Source organism: Streptomyces sp. NPDC090442, assembly GCF_044769405.1.
Classification (GTDB): domain Bacteria; phylum Actinomycetota; class Actinomycetes; order Streptomycetales; family Streptomycetaceae; genus Streptomyces.
Genome location: NZ_JBIVXW010000021.1, coordinates 106,594 through 125,140, shown reverse-complemented (window position 1 = coordinate 125,140; position 18,547 = coordinate 106,594). Strand labels below are relative to the sequence as shown.

The following is an 18,547-nucleotide window of genomic DNA, read 5'->3' as shown; positions in this document are numbered from 1 at the left end:
CACGCTTTCGCAGCCCTCCACCAAACCGCACCTCGCTGACCCGCTACGACACCAGCCCGGCCCGGCTCATGTGCCCACCAACTGATGAACTCGGGGGAAACCGCCCTGGGACGTCCCGGAAGAGTGTGCGCTCTGCCTTGTCGACCTTGAAGAAGAAGGGTCGTGTGGAGCACTTCGGTGGCGAAAAGCGGGAGGGGCGGTACCGCCTCATCCGCGAACCAGATCCCGACCGAACGTAAAACCGAATACAGAGAGTCCGTGTACGTGAAAACGGGCGCGCCGGAGGACCTGGCAGTTGCTCCGGGCACGCCCGTACGCGTCAGTTGAGGACCCACGCGTTGTGACCAGCGTAAGACATTGCGTTGCCGGCTCGTGGGGTCCTTGGCTGATGCGCCCGCCAATTGATGAATGGTTGAGGACCCGCAATGACTTTCCATCCCTTTCCTCCCTGTTCTCCGCCGCGCCTGTCGGGTGATCGGGTTGACGTCTGCATTGACGCCGGAGGGGCCCGGTGACTTCTTCCCGAGCCGAGCGAGAGGACCGAGGGGTCCGTCAGCTGCTGCCGTCGGGGCGGATGAGTGCGCAGACTCAGCTCAAGGTGATCGATGCGGTCGCCGAGTTGGGGGGAGACCAGCGCATCGTTACGTCGAAGGAGGTCGTGGCGCGGCGAGTGGGTCTGGAGCCGGCCACGGTCGGTGCGCCGGGCTTCTTGGAGCAGGCCGGCCTTGCCGAGCCGGGGCGCGGCGTGTGGAGGCTGACCGAGGTGGGGCTGCGGTTCGCCCGTCTGCGCACGAGCGACTCCGCGCGATCTCGACTGCTGCTGCGCGATCACTGGCAAGGTCAGTGGTTCCAGCAAGCCGCCGTGCGCGTATTGGTGGACGGCCCACTGGAGGAACGGGACTTCGCGGGCCGGCTGTGCAGGGGGGTTCGAGGCACCCAGGAGCGCAGGCTCACCCTGGTGGACTGGCTGAACCACGGGTTGATCGTGCACCGTGAGGCCGACGGCCTGATCACTCTTGCCCCCCGCGACGGCAGTAGCCGGGGGGCGGGGGCGTCCTCGGCCGACAGGGCCAGGACGCAGGCGTCAGGCACGCACACGATTGCAGACCCGTTGCTGGCGATGCCGGCCGAGAAGATCACCGCGCTTCCGCTGCAGCAGTTCAGGTCGTTCATGAACGCCTACGGCGCGGTCTACCAGGCCCTCACTCCCACCCCTGCGCCCGCAGGCTGAGCCCGCCGCCTCAACCTCAGGCCGCCGGCAGTATCCGACGCAGGCCCCCTGCGCCCTTGATCCGCCCTTTCCTATTTCTTCCTTTACAGGTGCCGTGTGGCGCCCGCGGGCATCGCTGCTTGTGCGCCCTGCCGCTCTGCCGCACAACGCGCGGCCCTGCACCCCGCATAGCTGACGGGCCGTCACTCCTGCGCTCGGCCCAGGTTGCGGTGGAGATCGCCAGTGTCAAAGCTCTCGCATGTATGGAACACCCGCACCTCTGTGGCCTTCGACGGCAGTCGCGGCTGCCTCATGCCGCGACGCGCAAGGCTGCCTGTGCTGGTGCCGCCCGATCAAAGGACCCTTGTGGTGGGCTGCGACCTCTCCTTGACACACGCCTTCGACCAAGTCCGTGAACTGTGGCTGTCCATGGCCGCACGCGACGAAATCACCGAGCAGACCCTGGAAAAGTTCACCCAGCTCCTCACCGAGCGCTTCGCCCGCTATGCACACCTGCGCGGCGCCGTCGTCCTGACCGATGTCACCGCCGAACTCGCAGAGGACTTCATCACCGCCCGGGGACGCTCGCGCCACGGGCACGTCACCGAAGCTGCCGTCGCCACCATGCACCTGCGCCGCTCGGTCCTGCGCAGTGCTTACCGGGCTCTGCGCGAGGTGGGCCTGAGCGATACGGACCCCACCCGCGACATCGCCCTGCCGCCCCGTACGGCCGGTGAGGTGCGACCGCTGTCGGAGGACGAAGTCATCGACCTGCGCCATCAGGCGTCCTTCGTCGACCGCCCCAGCCGCCACGGTGCGGCCGCGGCGTTGGCGCTGGCCGGCGGGCACAGCGGCGAGATCGGCCACATCCGCGTGGCAGACCTTGATGCGGCCGGGCGCAGGGTGTGGATGCACGGTTCCACCAAGACCGACCCGCGCTGGGTCGCGCTGGACGAATGGGCCATGAAGACCCTCACCGGCCGAGCTCAGTTCGTGGCGGCCCGGCAGATGCGTGCCACCTCGGTGCCAGGGGCCCGGTTGGCGGTCTCCGACCACCACGCCTCGGACGGGCACCTGCAAGCCCGGGCATGCGTGGCGCTGCGGGATCTGCTGATCCGCATCGGCCTGGCCGACGAACCGGACGTCAAACCGTCCTCGATCACCGCCTGGGCCGGGGTGGAGGTCTTCGAGCAGACCGGCAGCATCCAGGAAGTCGCCCGGCGCCTGGGCCTGCGGTCCTTGGACCGGGCCGCGAACGTCATCGGCCACACCTGGCGCGAGCCCACCGCCGGCGCAGTGCAGCAGGAGGTGCCAGGTGCCTGACGACATCTTCGGCGACCCCCTGCCTCCGGCCCAGCGGCCGCGGCGGAAGCGGCAGTTGGCCGATGCCGAACAGCGCTGCGTCGAGCAGCGGATCGCCGACTGCCTCAACTTCCCCCTCATCTACGAACTCGCCGAACACCTCACCCCGCCCGGCCACGTCGGCTGTCCCCGCCGCTACCCCTCCCTGGTGTATCTCCTGCTCGCCGCCCTGATGCCGGTCACCGGCTCCAAGCGCTCCGCCGTCGGCGCCCTGACCGACAAGCAGTGGAGCGCCCTGCGCACAGCGGTCCGGCGCCACGCCGGCCGCCGAACCGCAGCTCTCCTCCCGCCCATCCCGCCCACCCGCGGCCAGTACCTGTACGCGGAGGAGAAGATCCTCGCCCCCCACATCAACGCTCTGCAGGAAGCCTTCGAAGACCACGCCATCCAACAGGCCCTGGCCCAGGGTCTGTTCCCGTCCGATGCTCCCCGTAACTGGGCGCGGCCCGAGCGCCGCCAACTTCTCGCCGGGGACGCAACGGTTCCCAAAGCCCCCTCCAAGGCCGAACAGGCCACGACCACCGACACCACCACCGGCGAAGAACGCCTCCATCGCGTTGATCCGGCCGCCCGCCTCTACTACGAGAACGGCGAGAAGGAGAAGCGGCCCGCGCGGGGCACGAAGTGGTTCTTCGCCTCAGGGCGCGATGACGGGTACTGGCGGCGCGTCATCCTCGCCTTCCGCCACGTCGCCGGCGGCGCCTACGAAGACGAAGCCGCCATCGCCGTACGCACCTTCATGGGCCTCAAATCACAGCTGCCTGGCTGCATGGGCGCCCTCTACGACGGGGCCTTCCGCGGCACCCACCGCGACACCCTCGCCCGCCACGGCCTGCTCGTCATCAACAAACAGCACGGCTCTGCAAGTCCCCGAGCCTATGAGCTCCTGCGCTATGGGCGCTGCCGCCACGACCTGTGGTGCGAAGACGGGCGCATCGCCGAGCGCGTCCCCCTGGACGACGGCACCAGCCACCTCCTCCCCGTCCCCATCACTCGCCTCGAACCTCGCCTGGGCCGCACCAAGAGCCGCTGGTACCACCTGCTGCACATCCCCTGCCGCCACGGCGCCCACGACTACCGCGTCCCCGTTGGCATCACCACCACACCCGACGACCGCTCTGGAACCGACCCGACAACCGGCAAACGGCGCCTCAGCGATGTCGAACGCGACTTCCACCGCGCCGAACACCTCCAGCAAATCCCCCAGCACACCCGCGCCCACCAGCTGCTCTACCCATACCGCAGCGACGCCGAGTCGATCCACAACCAGCTCGACCAAAGCCTGTGGAACCGCCGCATGGTCTCCTACGGCCTGGACCGCCAGAAGGTGTTCATCCTCGGCTTCACCCTCGCCCACAACGCCACCAGCTACCACCTCCACCATCCCGCAAGCACACAACCGGCGAGGTAACCTCCCCACACCCCACAACGGGCGCTTCCAGCCGACACCGTTCACCTCGCCACGCAACAGGTGCTGGCCCAAGGCGGCGGTGGCGCCGGAAGCCAGGGCGCCGCCGATCATCGCGTCCTGCCGCAGAGATTCGAAGTGAACGAAGCGGGCACTGCCCACGGCAGCAGCACCGCCGCATACGGCACCAGATGATTGGAACAGGAGCACCCGGACGCACGCCACGTCGGCCTCGAACGCTCCCGCAAGCACGCGCCGCCTGAACGGCGCGGAGATGCCCTGCTCGTGCTCGCCGACACGGCGCAGCGCTGCGACGGGCCAGTCGAGACGCTGACGGGCCTGAAGCTGACTTCAGAGGTCAGTCATGATCACGCCGCGTTGCACGGAGGCTGAACAAGGCACGCGTGGACATCAGCTCCGGCCGACGCTCATCGGATTGCCGCTATCCGACGCGGCGGACGGCCGTCGGGGCCTGGCGATCGACGTCTCACCCTGGATACGACCAGACTCCGCGGCCTACTTCATCTGCCCCGCCTATGTCGCGGCCTGGCCAAACACCAGATGATCCCGCGAGCCGCACCGGCAGGGCAGCAGGGCAGCAGGGCAGCGACGAACTGAGGAACCGGACGAGCCGATGATCAATGCCTCCCTACGGCCAAGACGTTGCCCTTGCCGTAGGGATTGTGGCTCTTCCCGGTGGCGTGCGGATTCCAACCGGGAAGAGCACGTCTGCAAGACCTCTCGAACGGGTAGCGTCGTTCCGTGCCGGGCAGTCGATGGCTATCCGGTTTTCTGTACCCGGTAGAAGCAGAAGCTGCTGTCAGCATAGGGCTGATCGTAGGGACCCTCGACAGAATGCTTCGTGGTGTCCAGGACGCTGTAGCTCTTCGCGGAGCCCAGATAGGCTTTGTTCACGCCCGCAGGACCCACGGCGATCGAGCAAGTTGGCTCCTTTCCGAGGTCGACCTGGGTGGGAGCCTTCTTTTTTTCGACGTCGTATACCCAAAGGTAATTTTTGCCCAAACGGCCGCCTGTAGCGTAGACTTCTTTCCCATCTGAACTGATACCGAGCGCCTGGGCGTACATGATATTCGAACCCAGTGTTTCCTGGTGGATGACCTGCAGGGTGTCAAGGTCGATGGCGACAAGAGCGAGGCGCCTACTATCGGCAGTGCCATCTTCGCCTACCTTGTCATACAAGAGGAACAGCTGCTCTCCCCTGACCGTCTGAAACACCGACATCCGCAACGCTTCTGGCTCTTCGAATTTGTACACGGTGAGCGGCTCTGCGTTTTCGCTCCCGACGTCGAACTTTCTAACGCATTCTCCACCTTCGCCCCTCTCGTGCGTGTAGATGATGGTACCGTCCGAGTTCGCAGAAAGGCCGCTAAGGGTATTCCATTTCCCCTTCGCCGGTACCACCTTCTTGTTGGCCCATGTACTGGTGTCGATCCTGAAGAGGTCCTGGTCCTGTGAGACGTGCAGGGACTTACCCTTCTCTGTCAGGCACATATCCAATCCGTAAGTGCCCACTGCGTTTAGCGTCACCGTCTTCTTGATCTTTCCGCTAGCAGTGTCCACTGCCTGAACCGCTGGGTATTTACTACCGGATACAGTGTTGGTGACCAGTACGTAGATGATGCCCCCATCAGGTGACGCAATCGCCCCCTTCACCTCACCGACGAGATCGACTTTCTGTGCGGTTTTGAACTCCCTGTTCTCGTAGTCGAAGGGCATGACACACCCTTTTCCGTCTTTGTTTTGGAATACCGCGTAGCACTTGTAGATTTCAGTCATTTCCGTTTCCCTTTCTGGCTTTTCTTGCTTTTGCTGTCGAGGGGGCTTTTACTGTCTTGGCGGCTGAGCCGGTTTCCGCTACCAAGGGGGAACCAGTAGTAGGCAAAAGTCACTTTTGTTGCATCTTTCTCAAGGTTTGCGATGAGCCTCCTTCCGGCGAGGAGGGGGATCGTCGCGGGGGCCCCGACAGGGATTTCGCATTCCAGGTCGCTACGAAAAGGGTCTTCTTTCGCAGCCTCTCCCTCCTTGGCTTCTTTCATCGCAGGGATGCGCAACTTCAGCGGGAGGATGGAATCCTTCGGCTCCTTGCTGGTGGGTTGAATGTAGAGCATTCCGTCGGTAGTCGAGGAGAAGCTGCAGCTTTCGCGTTTTGTTCCTTGTTCGAGAGTGATCTTGCGGTTTTCTCCGACGTCGGGGTCGGCTCGGAAGATGTCGACGGGGCCGTGGACCGTGAGTTTCCCGGTCTCCACTTCTCCCTTGTCGACCATGACGATGATTGAATGCGAATAGGCTAGATAGCCACCGGTCTCGCTCTTCGCTTTTGCGGTCAACGTGACGGGCGTGTCGGATTTAAGTTCAGATGTTTCGCAAAACTGTTTAGCGCTGGGGAGTTCCAGGGATTGAGGTTTGGTCTTGTCGCTTCCGTACCAGGTGACCGTATAGCCGGTGGCTCCGACGACATCCCAGGAGAGTTTCGCTTTCTCTCCAGACTTCACGACCGCTTTGTCTACGGTGAAGGAGTTGATACGGAACTCGCTGCCGAACTTCTGGACATAGAGACTTACTTTTCGGTCTTTCCCGCCGGAAGTTTCGGTGATGTCCAGGGTGCAGTGCCCGGAGGCTCCAGTGATGTCGACGTTGTCGAGGGTGAAGCGGGCTTCGGTGGACACCTTGGCGGTTTTTGTGGCGGCACTGAACGTGATGGTGTAGCGAGTTTTGTCGTTCGGGTCGGTCTTCTTCTTGTGCTCCCACTGGCCGTCGGAGGGAACTTGCGGGGTGATGTTGTCGGGATCGGGAGTGAGGGCTTCTGCGGTGCTGCCGGTGGGGATGGTGAGGGTGATTTTTTCGATGGGGATAGGGGTCTTGCCGGGGTTGGTGGCGACGATGGCGAGGCTGGCTGGCGGTTCGCCGGTCTTTTGGATGTGGAGGGGTTCGGGTTTGGTGCTGAGGGTGTATTGGAGGAGGGGGGTGTCCATTGAGGTCCCTTGGCCGGGTCAGGGGTGTTCGTTGGGGACGGTCAGGTTGAGGTAGCCGGTGTGGGCCTCAGGTGGGGGTGTGGTGTAGGGGGTGGTGGGGGTGTAGGGGGTCAGCGGGTGGTGGGAGAAGCCGGTGGCGGTCTTGGTGGGGTGGGGTGGCTGGGCCCACTGGCGCATGCCGGACCAGGCCGGTGCGGGTACGACGAGGTCGTTGGCGCCGGGGGTGGTGGGGGCCAGCAGCGGGCCGAGGGGGAAGTAGGCGGTCAAGGAGCGGTAGGCCTGGGCGAGGTAGTGGCCGGGCAGGGCCAGGGCGGTGGCGGGCAGGATGCTGGTGTGGGCGTGGACGGGGACACCGGGGTGGGCCAGGACGGTGAGGTGGAGGTCGGTGGCGGCCGGTGAGGCGTCGTAGGCGGCCTCGGCGAGTAGTTGCCCGGTGACGGGGTGGGCGGAGGTGCGCAGTTCCTGGCCGGTGGCGGTGGTGAGGTAGCCGGTGGGATCGGCGGTGTGGGGGGTGTCGGGGACGATGAGGTGCTGGTCGTCGCCGGGGAGGGTGTGGCCGATCAGGCCGTCGTCGGTGTGGCCGGGGTGGCCGAGGTGCAGGTGCCACTGCTCGGGCGGGGTGGCGCGGGAGGGGTGGGCGAGCTGGTCGCTGTCGGCGGGGTCGGTGGGGGCGAGGGTGTCGGTTTCCAGGCGGAGCCGGGTGCGCAGGAGCGCGAGGGGGGTGCCGACCAAGAAGGCGAGGTGGCGGGCGTCGCCTGTAGGCGGGGGCGTGGCGGTGGTGGCCAGGCGCTGGTTGATGTAGGCGCAGACGCCGTCCAGGCGGCGTGCGTCGGTGTGGGCCAGGGCGGTGGCGAAGGTGTGGAGGTGGGGGAGGTCGTGGGCGAAGGCGGGGGTGTCCAGGCGGGGATAGGGCGAGTCCGGTAGGGGTTGCCACTGGGCGTGGTGTTGGGTGCCTTGCTGGACGGTGCGCATTTCGCCCAGGGCCTGGCCGGTGGGGCTGAAGAACATCAGGGATTTGCCGAGGCGGCTGATCATGATCCAGCCGCAGACGGGGTGGTGGTCGCCATCCCAACCGCGGGCGGGGTCGATGACGCGAGTGTCGTCGCGGGCGTCGACGCCATCGAAGCGCAGCCGGGCGCCGGTGGCCAGGCGGGGCTGCAGCTCGGCGGTGAGCTTGTCGTTCTCGTCCTGGGCGAGGAGGTCTGCGGCCGGTTTGCTGCCCACGTTGAGGCCGTCGGCGATGACCAGGTCCACGGGGCCGGTGCGGTAGTTGGAGGTGTCGATCAGGGACAGGGCGCGTCCGAAGCGGTCGACGACTTCCAGGGAGTGGAAGGTGAACTGGGCCGCGCGCACAGGGGTGAAGGCCTTGTGGTCGAGGCGGGGGCTGTCGGGCGGGCTGTAGGCGGGTGGGACCTCGCCTGGGGTGCCGGGTGGGGCCAGGAGGTGGGCCAGGGCGGCGAAGGGGTCGGCGGGGTCGGCCGGCAGGGGTGGGCGAAGCGGGCGGCCGGGGGTGCGGCGCAGCAGCCATTCCGGCAGGCCTTCGAGGGGGATGGACAGCACGTCGTGCCCGGCGAGGTCGTCGGTGTCGATGCGCAGGGTGGTGGAGTAGGTGGCGGCGTGCTGGGCGGCCCGGCCGGCGAGGAGGGCGGGGTAGAGGGCGTCGAGGTAGGTGATGCCGCTGAGCGCCTGGCCGTGCCAGTCAGGTTTGGGGGCGGTGGCGTAGGTGTGTTTGCCGTCCCACTGGTAGCGGTTGGCCTCACGCTGGTAGGTCCAGTGCTGTGTGCCGTCCAAGGTGCGGTAGGGCAGGGCGGTGGCCTGCACCGTCCAGCGCACGAACAGTGGCTGCCACGGTTGGTGCCAGCTGCGCAGGTAGGGAGGCAACTGGCCGGTGACCTGGTTCGCCTTGTCAGGGAGCTTGCCGGCCTGCTGCGCGGCGTCCAGGAGCCGCAACTCCCGTACCAGGGCGGGCAGGTGACCGGCGACGTCGGCGGGGAGGGTGCTGGGCAGCTTGGGGCACGGGTCGCTGCCCGAGGCGCTGATGCCGGTGATGGCGGTGATGAGTTCCTCGGGCGTGCGCAGCGGCAGCGGCCCGTCGGCCACAGGGTCGTTGTCGGCGCTCACACCGTGCAGCGACAGCGCGGTGGGCAGGGGGTGGTGGAAGGGCGGCAGGGGGGTGCGTACCAGGCGGCGGTGGGCGGGCAGTTTGACGTGCTGCTCATGGCGGGCGATGGCGGCGTCCAGGTCGGCGGTGGTGGCGCCCCAGGGGATCTGGGACTGGTAGCCGCCGGGGCCGAACAGGTCCCGATCGAGCGTGATCGCCTGGTCGAGCAGCGAGGCCTGGTCCGCAGGGTCCAGCAGGGCCCGGTAGGCGTCGGGGCGAGTATCCCGGCCGGCCAGGAGCCAGGCGTCGTGCAGGCGGTGCAGGACTTCTGCGTAGGCGAACAGCTGGATGTCGTAGTGGTGCTGGAGAGTGTTGAGGGTGTGCAGGATGTGCGCTTCGGCCGTCGGATCGGTGGGGCCGGAGTGTTGCTGGTCGGGGCGGTCGGTGATCGTCCAGCGATACCCGGTACTCGCGGCGGAGCGGAAGCGGGCGGCGTGTCGCCGGATGTCGAAGTCCGCCTCGGTCAACGGATCGTGGGTGTCCAGGAGCCAGCCGTGGGCAAAGGCCTCAACGCTGGCGGTGGTGGCTTTGTCGTCCTTGGGCAGGAGGGCGGCGGCGCTGTCGATGACGGTATCGGCCACCGCCACTCGGACGTCCTTGGCCGGGTTCTTGGGGAATCCGGAGGCGGGCGCGGGGTGGGGCTTTCCGTCGACGTCCTCGGCGTCGGGGTACCAGTCCAGACCCAGGACGGTGCCCGTGTACAGCGACCGTTTCGTCTTCGGCGGCTTGGGGTGACTCCACCCCAAAGCGTCCAGGCGTGCGGCCAGGTCGTTGCCGCCGGCTGCCAGGAGGTCGTCGGCGGCGGCGGCGTACCAGCCGGTGACGAGGTAGCTGAGAGTGTGGCGGGTTTTGGGCTTGGTGTGCAGGTCGGCGGTGGTGTCGTGCAGGGAGAAGACGTTGTTGTTGTAGCACTGGAAGTGGGCGAAGGCGGGCAGTCCAGGGCCGGCGGCGGTCAAAAACCCGCGCTGTGCGGCGGCGGCGCAGCTGGCTTCCTGCTTCACGTCCTCGGGGTCGGCCAGGTCGAAGCGGCGTCCGACGTAGGTGGAGTCCGCGAATGGCGCGGGCGGGTAGCCGGCGGGTTCGGGGTCCATCTTGTCGGGGTGGGGGAAGACGAGGTCGCCGGTTTTGCCGGGGATTGGCTCGTCGCTGAGGTGGTCGCTGTGGAGGAGCCACCCGGTCGCGGCAGGTGGGCTGCTGTTGTCGCCGGCGGTGCGGCTGTAGCGGATGATCAGCCACCGGTTGGGCACGAGGGGAAGGCCGCGCAGGTCGGGGCGGCCCATTGCGGGCCGCTCGCCGGCCACCGCGGCGGTGCGCGAGAAGGTCATCAGGGCCCGGGGCAGCCGCCACTGCACATACACGCCCAGCCGTTCGGTGCCGTCGATCTTCCGGAGGTTGCCCCCGTCGGCCTCGGGGACATCGTGCGCGCGGGGGCCTTTGTAGGGGTTGGGGTTGGGGGTCCAGGACCGCATGGCCACGTTGTCCTGCGCCATGGCGGGATAGCTGCAGGCGAACGCATCGACGACGAGGGGGACGAGCAGCGGGGCGGGGCTGGACATTACAGAGATCCTTTGAAGGTCTGCTGCCAGGGGGAGTTCAACAGCTGCAGGGCCACACCGGCCGGGGTGAGGGCCTCGTTGCTGGCGAGCTGTCCTGCCTGGCGGAGCGCCTTGGTCAGGTCCGGGATCACGCTGGGGTCCGAGGCCGTGTCCGTATCCAGCGAGAGCACCGAGGCGACGCTGTTCTTGCGGAAGTAGGCGGTGATGTCGCCCTGGGTGGGGAATTCCACGGTCGCGTCGTGGGCGTCTTTGAGGGTTTTGCCGGTAGGTGCCTTGAGGCTGCGCAAGGCGATCTTCTGGCCGGCGTCCAGGCCCAGTTGCAGCCCGTGGGGCGGCTCGCGGAAGGTGATGGTGTCGGGGATGCCTTCGAAGAGGATCAGTGTGGTCTCGGAGGCCAGGTGGTCGTTGCGGCGCGACCACAGCCGTCCGCCCTTGTCGTCTCGGGCTTCGATGAGCACATCGGGCCAGTGCGCGCACAGCTGGGAGCGGATCAGGATGCCGCTGGTGGGCGCGGAGGGGACGGCGGAGTCCAGGGCGCGGCGGACTTCCGCGTCCAGCAGCGCGTCGAGGTCGGTATGCAGGCCGGTGCTCAACAGGCCGTCTTCGAAGGCCCGCAGCCAGTCGGCGTCGAGGTAGAAAAAGCGCAGGCTTTCGGGCGGCAGTGTGCTGGACACCTGAGGGACGAGATGGTCGAACGGCATCAGGGCCAGCAGTTCACCTGCCGCGTCGAGTTGCTTGGCCCACCCCGGTGTGGTCGAGGCGTCCTTCACATCGCCGATGCGGGCTACCAGTTCTCTACGGAAGACCGTGCGCACCTCCCGGTCGGCCAGCAATGCCGAGATCCGGGCAACCGGCGCCACGCTCTCCGGCACCGCAGGCTCCGCCACGATCTCAGTGGCGCGGGCGCCGGTGGCGGTGGTGGCGGTTGCGTAGGCGGCGGTCAGACGCTCGTGCAAGCCGTCAGCGAGCAGCGTTTGTGCCGACTGCCGCAGGTGGCAGCCCCGCAACGCCTCCCGCAACCACCGTCGGTCCTCGGCCGTGGCCTGGGGAACAGCGCGGCCTGGGCCTGCGGGCGTGGCTTTCGTGGCGCGGCGCGGGTGGGGTTGCTGCGCCGCATCCAGCCAACCCCGTCCCGGCCCGGTGCCGGGCGTGGGCACGACGCGGTGCGGGCCCTGGGACAGGCTCGCGGCGTGCAGCCGCAAGGCGAGGGTGCGGGCATACGCGCGGGCGCTGAGCACCGGGGCGGTCAGATCCGCGCGCGCCAGAGCCGTCAGCCGGCCCAAGGTGAAAGCGGCGGCGTAGCTGATGTCGAAGACGCCCTGGTCGGTGAGGTAGATCAACAGGTCGTCGGCCTGCTGGTAGTGCTCGCCCGCCTTGCGGGGCGGGGGCTGGGGCACGGTTGCGGTCAGAGGCCCCCGGTACCAGGCGGTGGTCCGTTCGCCGGAGAACGTCTGGTAGGCGCACGGCAGGTATCCGGCGTCCAGGCGCTGGCGGACCTGCTTGGCCGCGGCGTCGTTACCGCCACCAGTGGCGCCGGCGGCCCGCAACGGACCTGCGCCTTGGGCGAGATGGTTCAAGACGGTGGCGAAAGAGCCGCCTGCTTTCGGCTGGGAGGTGAAGGACCAGGTGTGCAGGCACACCAGCCGCACGTGCGTGACGTCCTTGGCCAGTTGCGCCGGGGGCAGGTGGGCCGCGTGGCCTTCCAGGGAGACGAGGAAGGCGTGCCAGGTGCCGGCCTCGCTGACGCGGGGGAAGCGGTTGGTGGCGACCACACTGATGTTCGGGTCGTTGCCCGGCAGGTGACGTACGTGCGCGAGGTAGCGCAGTTCGTTTGCGCGGGGCGCAAGTTGGGTGAACAGGGCGGCGGGCAGGTCCACCACCTGGCAGGCGGTGTTCTTCACGTCTGCGGGCGCGTCCTTGATGATCTGCTGGTCGGGCAGCAGCACGCCGGTTCCGGCCTTGGTCAGCAGGTCCTGGGCGACTCCGTCGGTCAGCGGGACCGTGTCAGAGCCCAGTTCGCCGGAGTGCACCAGCAGCAGGGCCAGCCATGGCGTCTGCCGCACCTCGGTGAGTTCCGCGTCGGTGTGGGCCTTGGCTGCCGCAGCCGGGTCCAGGGGCCGCTCCCACGGCAGCAAGTAGTGGCGCAAGGTGACGTGGGCGAGGTCATCGTCAAAACCCCCGGCAGCATTCACGGGCGGGTGGACACTGTGGACCACACCGGGGTTGAGGCGGAACTGCGGCGCCCGGATCTCGAACTGCTGGGCCTCGCAGGTGAACTCCCAGTCCTTCTCGCCCTTCGGTAGCCCCGTCACGTCCTGGGTGACGGTGACCTCATACAGGCCAGGCGCCGCCGGACGGACAGCGTCCGACAGGTCCAGGTCGCCGATCGGCTCAGGGCGCTTACCGGAGCCGATGGTGTCAGTCGGGCTCATTTGCTCTCCCAACCGGAGGCGAACAGCGGCTCACTGCACAGGCGCTGCCCGGCGAGTTCGGCGTAGCCGGTCATGGCGTCATCGGCCTTGGCCGGGCATAGGCCCTTCGGCAAGGCCGCCCACAGGTCCCGCCGGACCTCCTTGCGGCCCGCGATCTCCTCGGCAATCACCAGAACGTGACTCTTCTCCGGATTGTCTTTCTTACCTTCTTGGTTCCAAGGTTTGGGGCGCGGGCCGGCGGGCTTGTCGCTGGCGGACAGCGGCAGAGGCCGCTGGGTGGCGCTTTCCATCCCAAGGTCGGCCGCTTTGGTCTTCCACACCACCGTGGAGGTGGCGTACGGCGCCGGCACACCGATCCGCACGCCGGTGTAGTAGTCGCTGCGGGTCGTGTCCTTCTCCACGACCTTGGGCGTGGGCTCCTTTTTGCCCCACAGGGCCTTGGGCACCGGCGCGGACAGCACCTGCACCCCCCACTTCTCCGCGTCGATCGGCACTGCCGTCTTGTCGCGGGTGAGCTTGATGCGGTGGGCGCTGGTGGCGCCGTGGTCGCCGGAGACACCCATCGGGCGGATGTCCAGCAGGGTCTTGTCCTTCGGCTTGGCCACGTGCGTGCCATTGAGGTAGACGTCGGTGGCCGGCACCGCGCTGTGGGTCTCGAAACTGAAGGCCAGCGCGGACACCCGCCGGATGGCAGGCAGTTTCGCAGCCGCTTGCTGCTCAGCTTCCAGCCCCGTCAGCGGGCGCACGGCCAGCACGTTCTCCTGACTCTTGCCGCTGTCGCCCGTGGCATGGGGCAGGAGATCGGCACGGAAGCGCTCGCCGGTGAGCGGCTTGGGCTTGTCCGTCTTCTTCTCACCGATCTCGATGGGGAACTCATAGCCCCAGAACGTGAAGCGGGCGCTGATCCCGACCGGCGGGCCGAAAACGTCGATCGAGATGCTCACTTCCCCGCTGGGCTTTCCCGCCCAACCCAAGTCAACCTGGGCCGACGCCTTCAGGTCGACGGAGACCTCGAAGTGGAACGGCGCCCACTGCACCAACGCATTGACCTGGGCCTCGAAACCAGCGCTGAGGATCCACCATGCCCAGGCGACCTTCAAAAGGCTGCCGACCATGAACGCCGACGGCGTCAGCGCCAGGTACGCCGTCCCCTCCACCGAACCCACTGGGGTCTGCCAGGTCAGCGACACCCGCTTCGCCGTCGGATAGTGCGCCGGACGGTCTTGGTCGCCATTGGGAGTGGGGTAGTAGCCGCCCAGCGTGAACACGAAGTCCCCCGGATGGGCACTGCGGCCGAACCACGCGCGCACCGCGAGCTCGCCACCCACGTGGCAGTCCTCGGTCAGCAGGAACGAACCGTCCTTGATCTTCGCGTCCAGACTGAACGTGTCGGTTGAGGAGCTGTAATTCGCCGCCGCATCGACTTCCACCTGGCCGTAGGGGGCGGCGGGAGCCTTGGGGAAAGCAGCCTTCGCGTGCAGCAGCACCTGCGCCGTCAGTACGGAACCGAACTCCACCAGCGCCAGCGCCTGGGCTGTGACGAACTCGAACGCCACGAACTCCAGACCGGCCGCAACCCACACCTGCCCCGGCTGCGGGGACACCCACGCCTTTTGCCCCGCGGACGACTTCGTCAGCTTCTCAAGCGCCGCCAGCGACGTAGCCGCAGCATCCCCCGCCGTCTGCTCGGACTTCAGCATGCCCATGAAGGGGAAGTCATCCATCTGCGCGAGCTTCACCTCACGCACCGAGCTGTTGTAGCCGAACCCCGCGGCGAACTTCGTGATCCGAAACTGCGGTGGCCCGATCCCCCGTTGCCCGCAAAAACCCAGCGTGCCGAACAGGAACAGCGACGGCTCTCCGCCAGCCTGGGGATGGGCGTAGAAGCCAACCGCCTCCACGCTGATGGTCGGCACCTCAATGACGGCCATCCCCGCCACCGCGAACCGGTACCCCTTGGGCGGAGGGGACAGGTTCAAAAGCTCCCCGGTGATCGTCACCGGCTTGCGGGTGAACCCGATCCCCAACCCGTCCAAGTGAGGCGCCGGCGTGTGGGGGGCCTTCAGCGGCATCTCCACGCCCAGGCCCCGGGTTGCCAGCACAAGCCCGCCTGCGGAGACCTGCGCGTCGAGCAGAACCCCCACTTTGCCTGCGGTGTAGACGGCCCCGACCCGCTCGACGCGAACCGGCCCCACCGCCCGGCTGACCTCCCACCATCCCGCGATCTGGCCAGCCCCGAGTGTCCTCTTATGCTTCTTCGGCTTGGCCTTCGGGCGCAGCTCGATCACCTGCGAGACCGTGCCCAGCCGCGCCTCCACCCGCACCGCCCCACCCGCCACAAGCGGCTCCGGCAGCGCCACCGCGCTCTTCCCGGACAGCAAGGCGTTCACCGCCGCCGCCTCGGGCTGCGTGAAGGCCTTGGAAGCCGCGAGCACCCCTACCCCCGACAAGCCCACGTCCACCCCGGACGGCAGCAACGGCCCCACGACGGGCAGGTCAGACACCCCCACCGTGAAAGGCACCCACAACACCGCAGCGTTCTTCCGCCCCTTGGAACCGTCGGCTAAGGAGGCCAGCAGCACCCGCGCCCGAGCCTTATCGACCTGCGCCTCCAGCGCCAGCGCCAGCGACTTCTCCGGCAAAGCACACCCGAACTCCGCACTGGTCAAGACAGGCGACAACGCCACGACCTCAGCCGGCACGTCAACAAGATCCACACCCAGCGCTTTGGCTACATCAGCTAACCCGACCCCACCCTCATCAGCGAGCGTCATCTCACAGCCCCACTAGGCCGCTGCGTCGACCCACCGACACACCTGTCACTCATCATCGCGGCCCTTTCACTTCCACTCAGGCTCGACCACTATGCATATGTCTCAGACATAGAACGCCTTCCTCTTCTTCGCACCCCCACCACACCGCACCTGGGCCAGGAGGACGCATAAACCACCCACACAGCCCACGCCCCACATTCACCATGGACCTTTCGGCGACACACCCACAGGGAGTCGCGCAAAGGTCCACCAGCCAACGCTCCACCAGCCCGCACACTCACCGATGAACAGTGCCGGACGCTCGCTGGCACGGGAACAACGAAACTGCCGGACAAGGGCGATTCGCACGCCTACCCACCGGCAAGATTGCGCGAAGTGCGACCGGTACACCAGCAAGGCCAAGGCTAGCGGAACAAGCGAAAATGAGCTTGCAAGTACTCACGCTGACAATAACCCTTGTCTCGAGTACCATTGCGGCCCCACCATCTGGCATCAAGATCGAGATGCGAATGCCGCAGTGGCACTGTCCACTGGAGAGCCGTCACAAGCCCACACCCATGTGCGCGGCGGGCCCCCCATTCGACAGATCACTTCCTGACCCATAGCGCCCATATCGAGCGAGATGCGAGGTGGAATCCACCATGCCTGACCGATATTCTGGCATTCTCGAAGAGGGCCGACGAGCCACGAAAGGCAACAGCATCCTACGAGGCAAGAAGACCCTTTATCGGCGAAAGCACCTCTCCGCCCGGCACCTTGGCCGTCTCATGTTCATGTGCACAGCCGCGCTGCTCAGCCCGACAGTCGCCCCAACCACCGCCGCCCACGCTGTCCCCAACCCCACGAACCAGACAGGCCCTGGAGCACCGGGGATCCCGGCGAGCATCACTCGGGTCGCTCACCTTTGGCGCCACGCGCCGGCAAGCGTCGGCATCCTAATCCACAACCAACTCGCGACACCGCCGATTCCCCCGGCGGGTGCCCGGTGGATAAGTGTCGCCCCTATTGTTCGCCCCTCGCCCACAGCTCCCGCTGCGCCGGCAGTCGCCCCCCGCCTCCCCTCACGTGGGGCTGTACCTCTGCCCCCTGCGGGCCTCGGGGGAAGGTACTACTACCGCTACTACTTCAACGGCCAAGACCCAGTAAACCCAACGGCCGCCCTCAGGAATCGATGGGTCGGAACTGGCGGAAGGTTCAGCAACAGTGCCGAAACGTGCGGGGCAAACGGATACGGGCCGGCCGTGGCGGGAACGCAGCCCTTTCCCGCAGCCCAGGGGCCGTTCTACGAGTTCGACACCAAAGTGAACTCGATTGGGTACCTGGGGGATGATCGAGGGAATGGGCGCCTCGTTCTGGAAGTCGCATCAGGGGAGCTCTTTTACACGCCGGACCACTACTGTCACTTCTACCCCATCGTCTTCTAGCCCGAACGGATGAACGCGTAATGCCTGGTACCGGCGGCACATTGGGAAAGATCACCATCGGGAAAAACACCACCATCAACCTCGAATTGGACTCGACCGGACGGCACGAGGTAGGAACCGCCGAAAAAGTAGACGTAGGCGAACTGGCCACCTGGCTCGCCGGCACTTCAGGACTTCCAGCCCCGCCGGCACTCGGCAACTTCACCATCCAAAGCCTCATCGTCGACGTGTACACAGCTCCAGGTGCAACCGCCAGGACCTATTCCTTGGACCTCATCGTCGCATTCGACGTGGACGCAACGAAAGCCGACCTTACGCTCCACGTTGGATTCACCACGGGGAATAAGTCCAGCAACACGTCCACCGCTCTTCAGCTGGGAGCAACTCTGCGCCTGCAGCTAGAAACCCCCCAAGGGCCCGAAGAAATGGCGTTCACGGGAACGATCGAGAAATCAAGCACCGGCTGGAGACTGGCTGCAGCCTGGGAAACATCGGTTGAAGGGTGAAAATCCTGGATACCGTCAAAACCTACTGGTGACCAGCAACTTCACCACCCGCAACCCTCCCAGCTTCACCTCCGCCCCGTCCTGTGCCCCACGGTCTGTGCATGCTGCCCGCAGCCAGCCCGCCAAAGGTCGGGGCGTTTCGCTGCACCAACGGATGGACGGGCACTGTCGCGAAGGAGGGACTGAGGAGGAATGACCCGGCAGGACCCTAGGCCACCGAGGGCGAGGTGAGTGGGTGTCAGGGGGTGGGAAGCCCGACGCGGATGACGAAGGCGCGTACACCCAGAAGGCTGCGGCCGCGGCGAAGTAGGCCGCTGGCTAGGTCTGCGACCGCTTCACGACTGATCTCTTGCGAGGCGGCGCGCTCGGCCGCCAGCAGCGCGGGAGGCACAGTTCGGAGTTTCCCCACTGTTCGAAGTCACGCTGACTCACGGGGTACGCGGCTGAAGTCGAGCCGCTGGAATCCACTGCGGGTCATTCAGCTCGTCGGTGAGCTGATGTGGCAGAACTGCCCCGCCGTGACCTCGACGGGCTCCGGCACCATAGGGGCGGAACGGACATCTCGACGAGGGCAGCCTTGAACATCCAGGAGGCCGAGAAGCCTGCCATCCAGAGATTCGCAGGCAAGATCCCAGGTCAGAGGCACCCAAAGACTTACCGCGCACGGCGGCACCTCGCCGAAAGCTGGATCCGCTAGGCTGTGCGCAGTCAGTCGGCTGCC

At 66.8% G+C, this 18,547-nt stretch carries 10 protein-coding genes; 5 read left to right on the top strand and 5 right to left on the bottom strand.

Annotation, left to right across the window (positions count from 1 at the left end; all coding sequences use genetic code 11):
- The first annotated feature begins 574 nt into the window (after positions 1 to 574).
- The 4 genes from ACIQU6_RS17330 (at position 575) to ACIQU6_RS17315 (ending at position 4,373) form a co-directional block, all read left to right on the top strand.
- Complete coding sequence (locus ACIQU6_RS17330) at positions 575 to 1,231, top strand: hypothetical protein (RefSeq protein ID WP_403482463.1); 657 nt, start codon at positions 575 to 577, stop codon at positions 1,229 to 1,231.
- 348 nt (positions 1,232 to 1,579) lie between these two features.
- Positions 1,580 to 2,533 (top strand): hypothetical protein, encoded by a 954-nt coding sequence (locus ACIQU6_RS17325; protein ID WP_403482462.1) that lies wholly within the window; start codon positions 1,580 to 1,582, stop codon positions 2,531 to 2,533.
- The gene (locus ACIQU6_RS17320; RefSeq protein WP_403482461.1) at positions 2,526 to 3,983 is read left to right on the top strand and encodes a hypothetical protein; all 1,458 of its coding nucleotides are present in this window, start codon (positions 2,526 to 2,528) and stop codon (positions 3,981 to 3,983) included. Before ACIQU6_RS17325 ends, ACIQU6_RS17320 begins: the two co-directional genes overlap by 8 nt.
- A gap of 192 nt (positions 3,984 to 4,175) precedes the next feature.
- Complete coding sequence (locus tag ACIQU6_RS17315) at positions 4,176 to 4,373, top strand: hypothetical protein (RefSeq protein ID WP_403482460.1); 198 nt, start codon at positions 4,176 to 4,178, stop codon at positions 4,371 to 4,373.
- A 387-nt stretch (positions 4,374 to 4,760) separates the two neighbouring features.
- On the opposite strand, the gene ACIQU6_RS17310 is transcribed toward ACIQU6_RS17315, so the two are convergent.
- Genes ACIQU6_RS17310 through ACIQU6_RS17290 form a run of 5 tightly spaced genes read right to left on the bottom strand, consistent with a single transcriptional unit; the run spans position 4,761 to position 15,896 of the window.
- A complete protein-coding gene (locus ACIQU6_RS17310; RefSeq protein ID WP_403482459.1) occupies positions 4,761 to 5,777 on the bottom strand; it encodes a hypothetical protein in 1,017 nt (338 codons plus the stop codon).
- Positions 5,774 to 6,973, bottom strand: a complete 1,200-nt coding sequence (locus tag ACIQU6_RS17305; protein WP_403482458.1) for a hypothetical protein — start codon at positions 6,971 to 6,973, stop codon at positions 5,774 to 5,776. The genes ACIQU6_RS17310 and ACIQU6_RS17305 overlap by 4 nt, the downstream gene beginning before the upstream one ends.
- A gap of 18 nt (positions 6,974 to 6,991) precedes the next feature.
- Complete coding sequence (locus tag ACIQU6_RS17300; RefSeq protein WP_403482457.1) at positions 6,992 to 10,690, bottom strand: hypothetical protein; 3,699 nt, start codon at positions 10,688 to 10,690, stop codon at positions 6,992 to 6,994.
- Positions 10,690 to 13,122, bottom strand: coding sequence for a hypothetical protein (locus ACIQU6_RS17295; protein WP_403482456.1), 2,433 nt, complete (start codon positions 13,120 to 13,122; stop codon positions 10,690 to 10,692). Before ACIQU6_RS17295 ends, ACIQU6_RS17300 begins: the two co-directional genes overlap by 1 nt.
- On the bottom strand, positions 13,119 to 15,896 hold the full coding sequence (locus ACIQU6_RS17290) for a DUF6603 domain-containing protein (RefSeq protein ID WP_403482455.1): 2,778 nt from the start codon (positions 15,894 to 15,896) through the stop codon (positions 13,119 to 13,121). The genes ACIQU6_RS17295 and ACIQU6_RS17290 overlap by 4 nt, the downstream gene beginning before the upstream one ends.
- Before the next feature lie 1,444 nt (positions 15,897 to 17,340).
- Here ACIQU6_RS17290 and ACIQU6_RS17285 point away from each other — a divergent pair.
- Positions 17,341 to 17,826 carry a hypothetical protein gene (locus ACIQU6_RS17285; protein WP_403482454.1) on the top strand — a complete coding sequence of 162 codons (486 nt, stop codon included), beginning with the start codon at positions 17,341 to 17,343 and terminating at the stop codon, positions 17,824 to 17,826.
- Positions 17,827 to 18,547 lie beyond the last annotated feature (721 nt).

Excerpts from the sequence above, each read along its gene's own strand:
- ACIQU6_RS17330 (WP_403482463.1), top strand. The coding sequence starts at position 575 with ATGAGTGCGCAGACTCAGCTCAAGGTGATCGATGCGGTCGCCGAGTTG.
- ACIQU6_RS17310 (WP_403482459.1), bottom strand. The coding sequence starts at position 5,777 with ATGACTGAAATCTACAAGTGCTACGCGGTATTCCAAAACAAAGACGGA.
- ACIQU6_RS17305 (WP_403482458.1), bottom strand. The coding sequence starts at position 6,973 with ATGGACACCCCCCTCCTCCAATACACCCTCAGCACCAAACCCGAACCC.
- ACIQU6_RS17300 (WP_403482457.1), bottom strand. The coding sequence starts at position 10,690 with ATGTCCAGCCCCGCCCCGCTGCTCGTCCCCCTCGTCGTCGATGCGTTC.
- ACIQU6_RS17295 (WP_403482456.1), bottom strand. The coding sequence starts at position 13,122 with ATGAGCCCGACTGACACCATCGGCTCCGGTAAGCGCCCTGAGCCGATC.
- ACIQU6_RS17290 (WP_403482455.1), bottom strand. The coding sequence starts at position 15,896 with ATGACGCTCGCTGATGAGGGTGGGGTCGGGTTAGCTGATGTAGCCAAA.
- ACIQU6_RS17285 (WP_403482454.1), top strand. The coding sequence starts at position 17,341 with ATGCCTGGTACCGGCGGCACATTGGGAAAGATCACCATCGGGAAAAAC.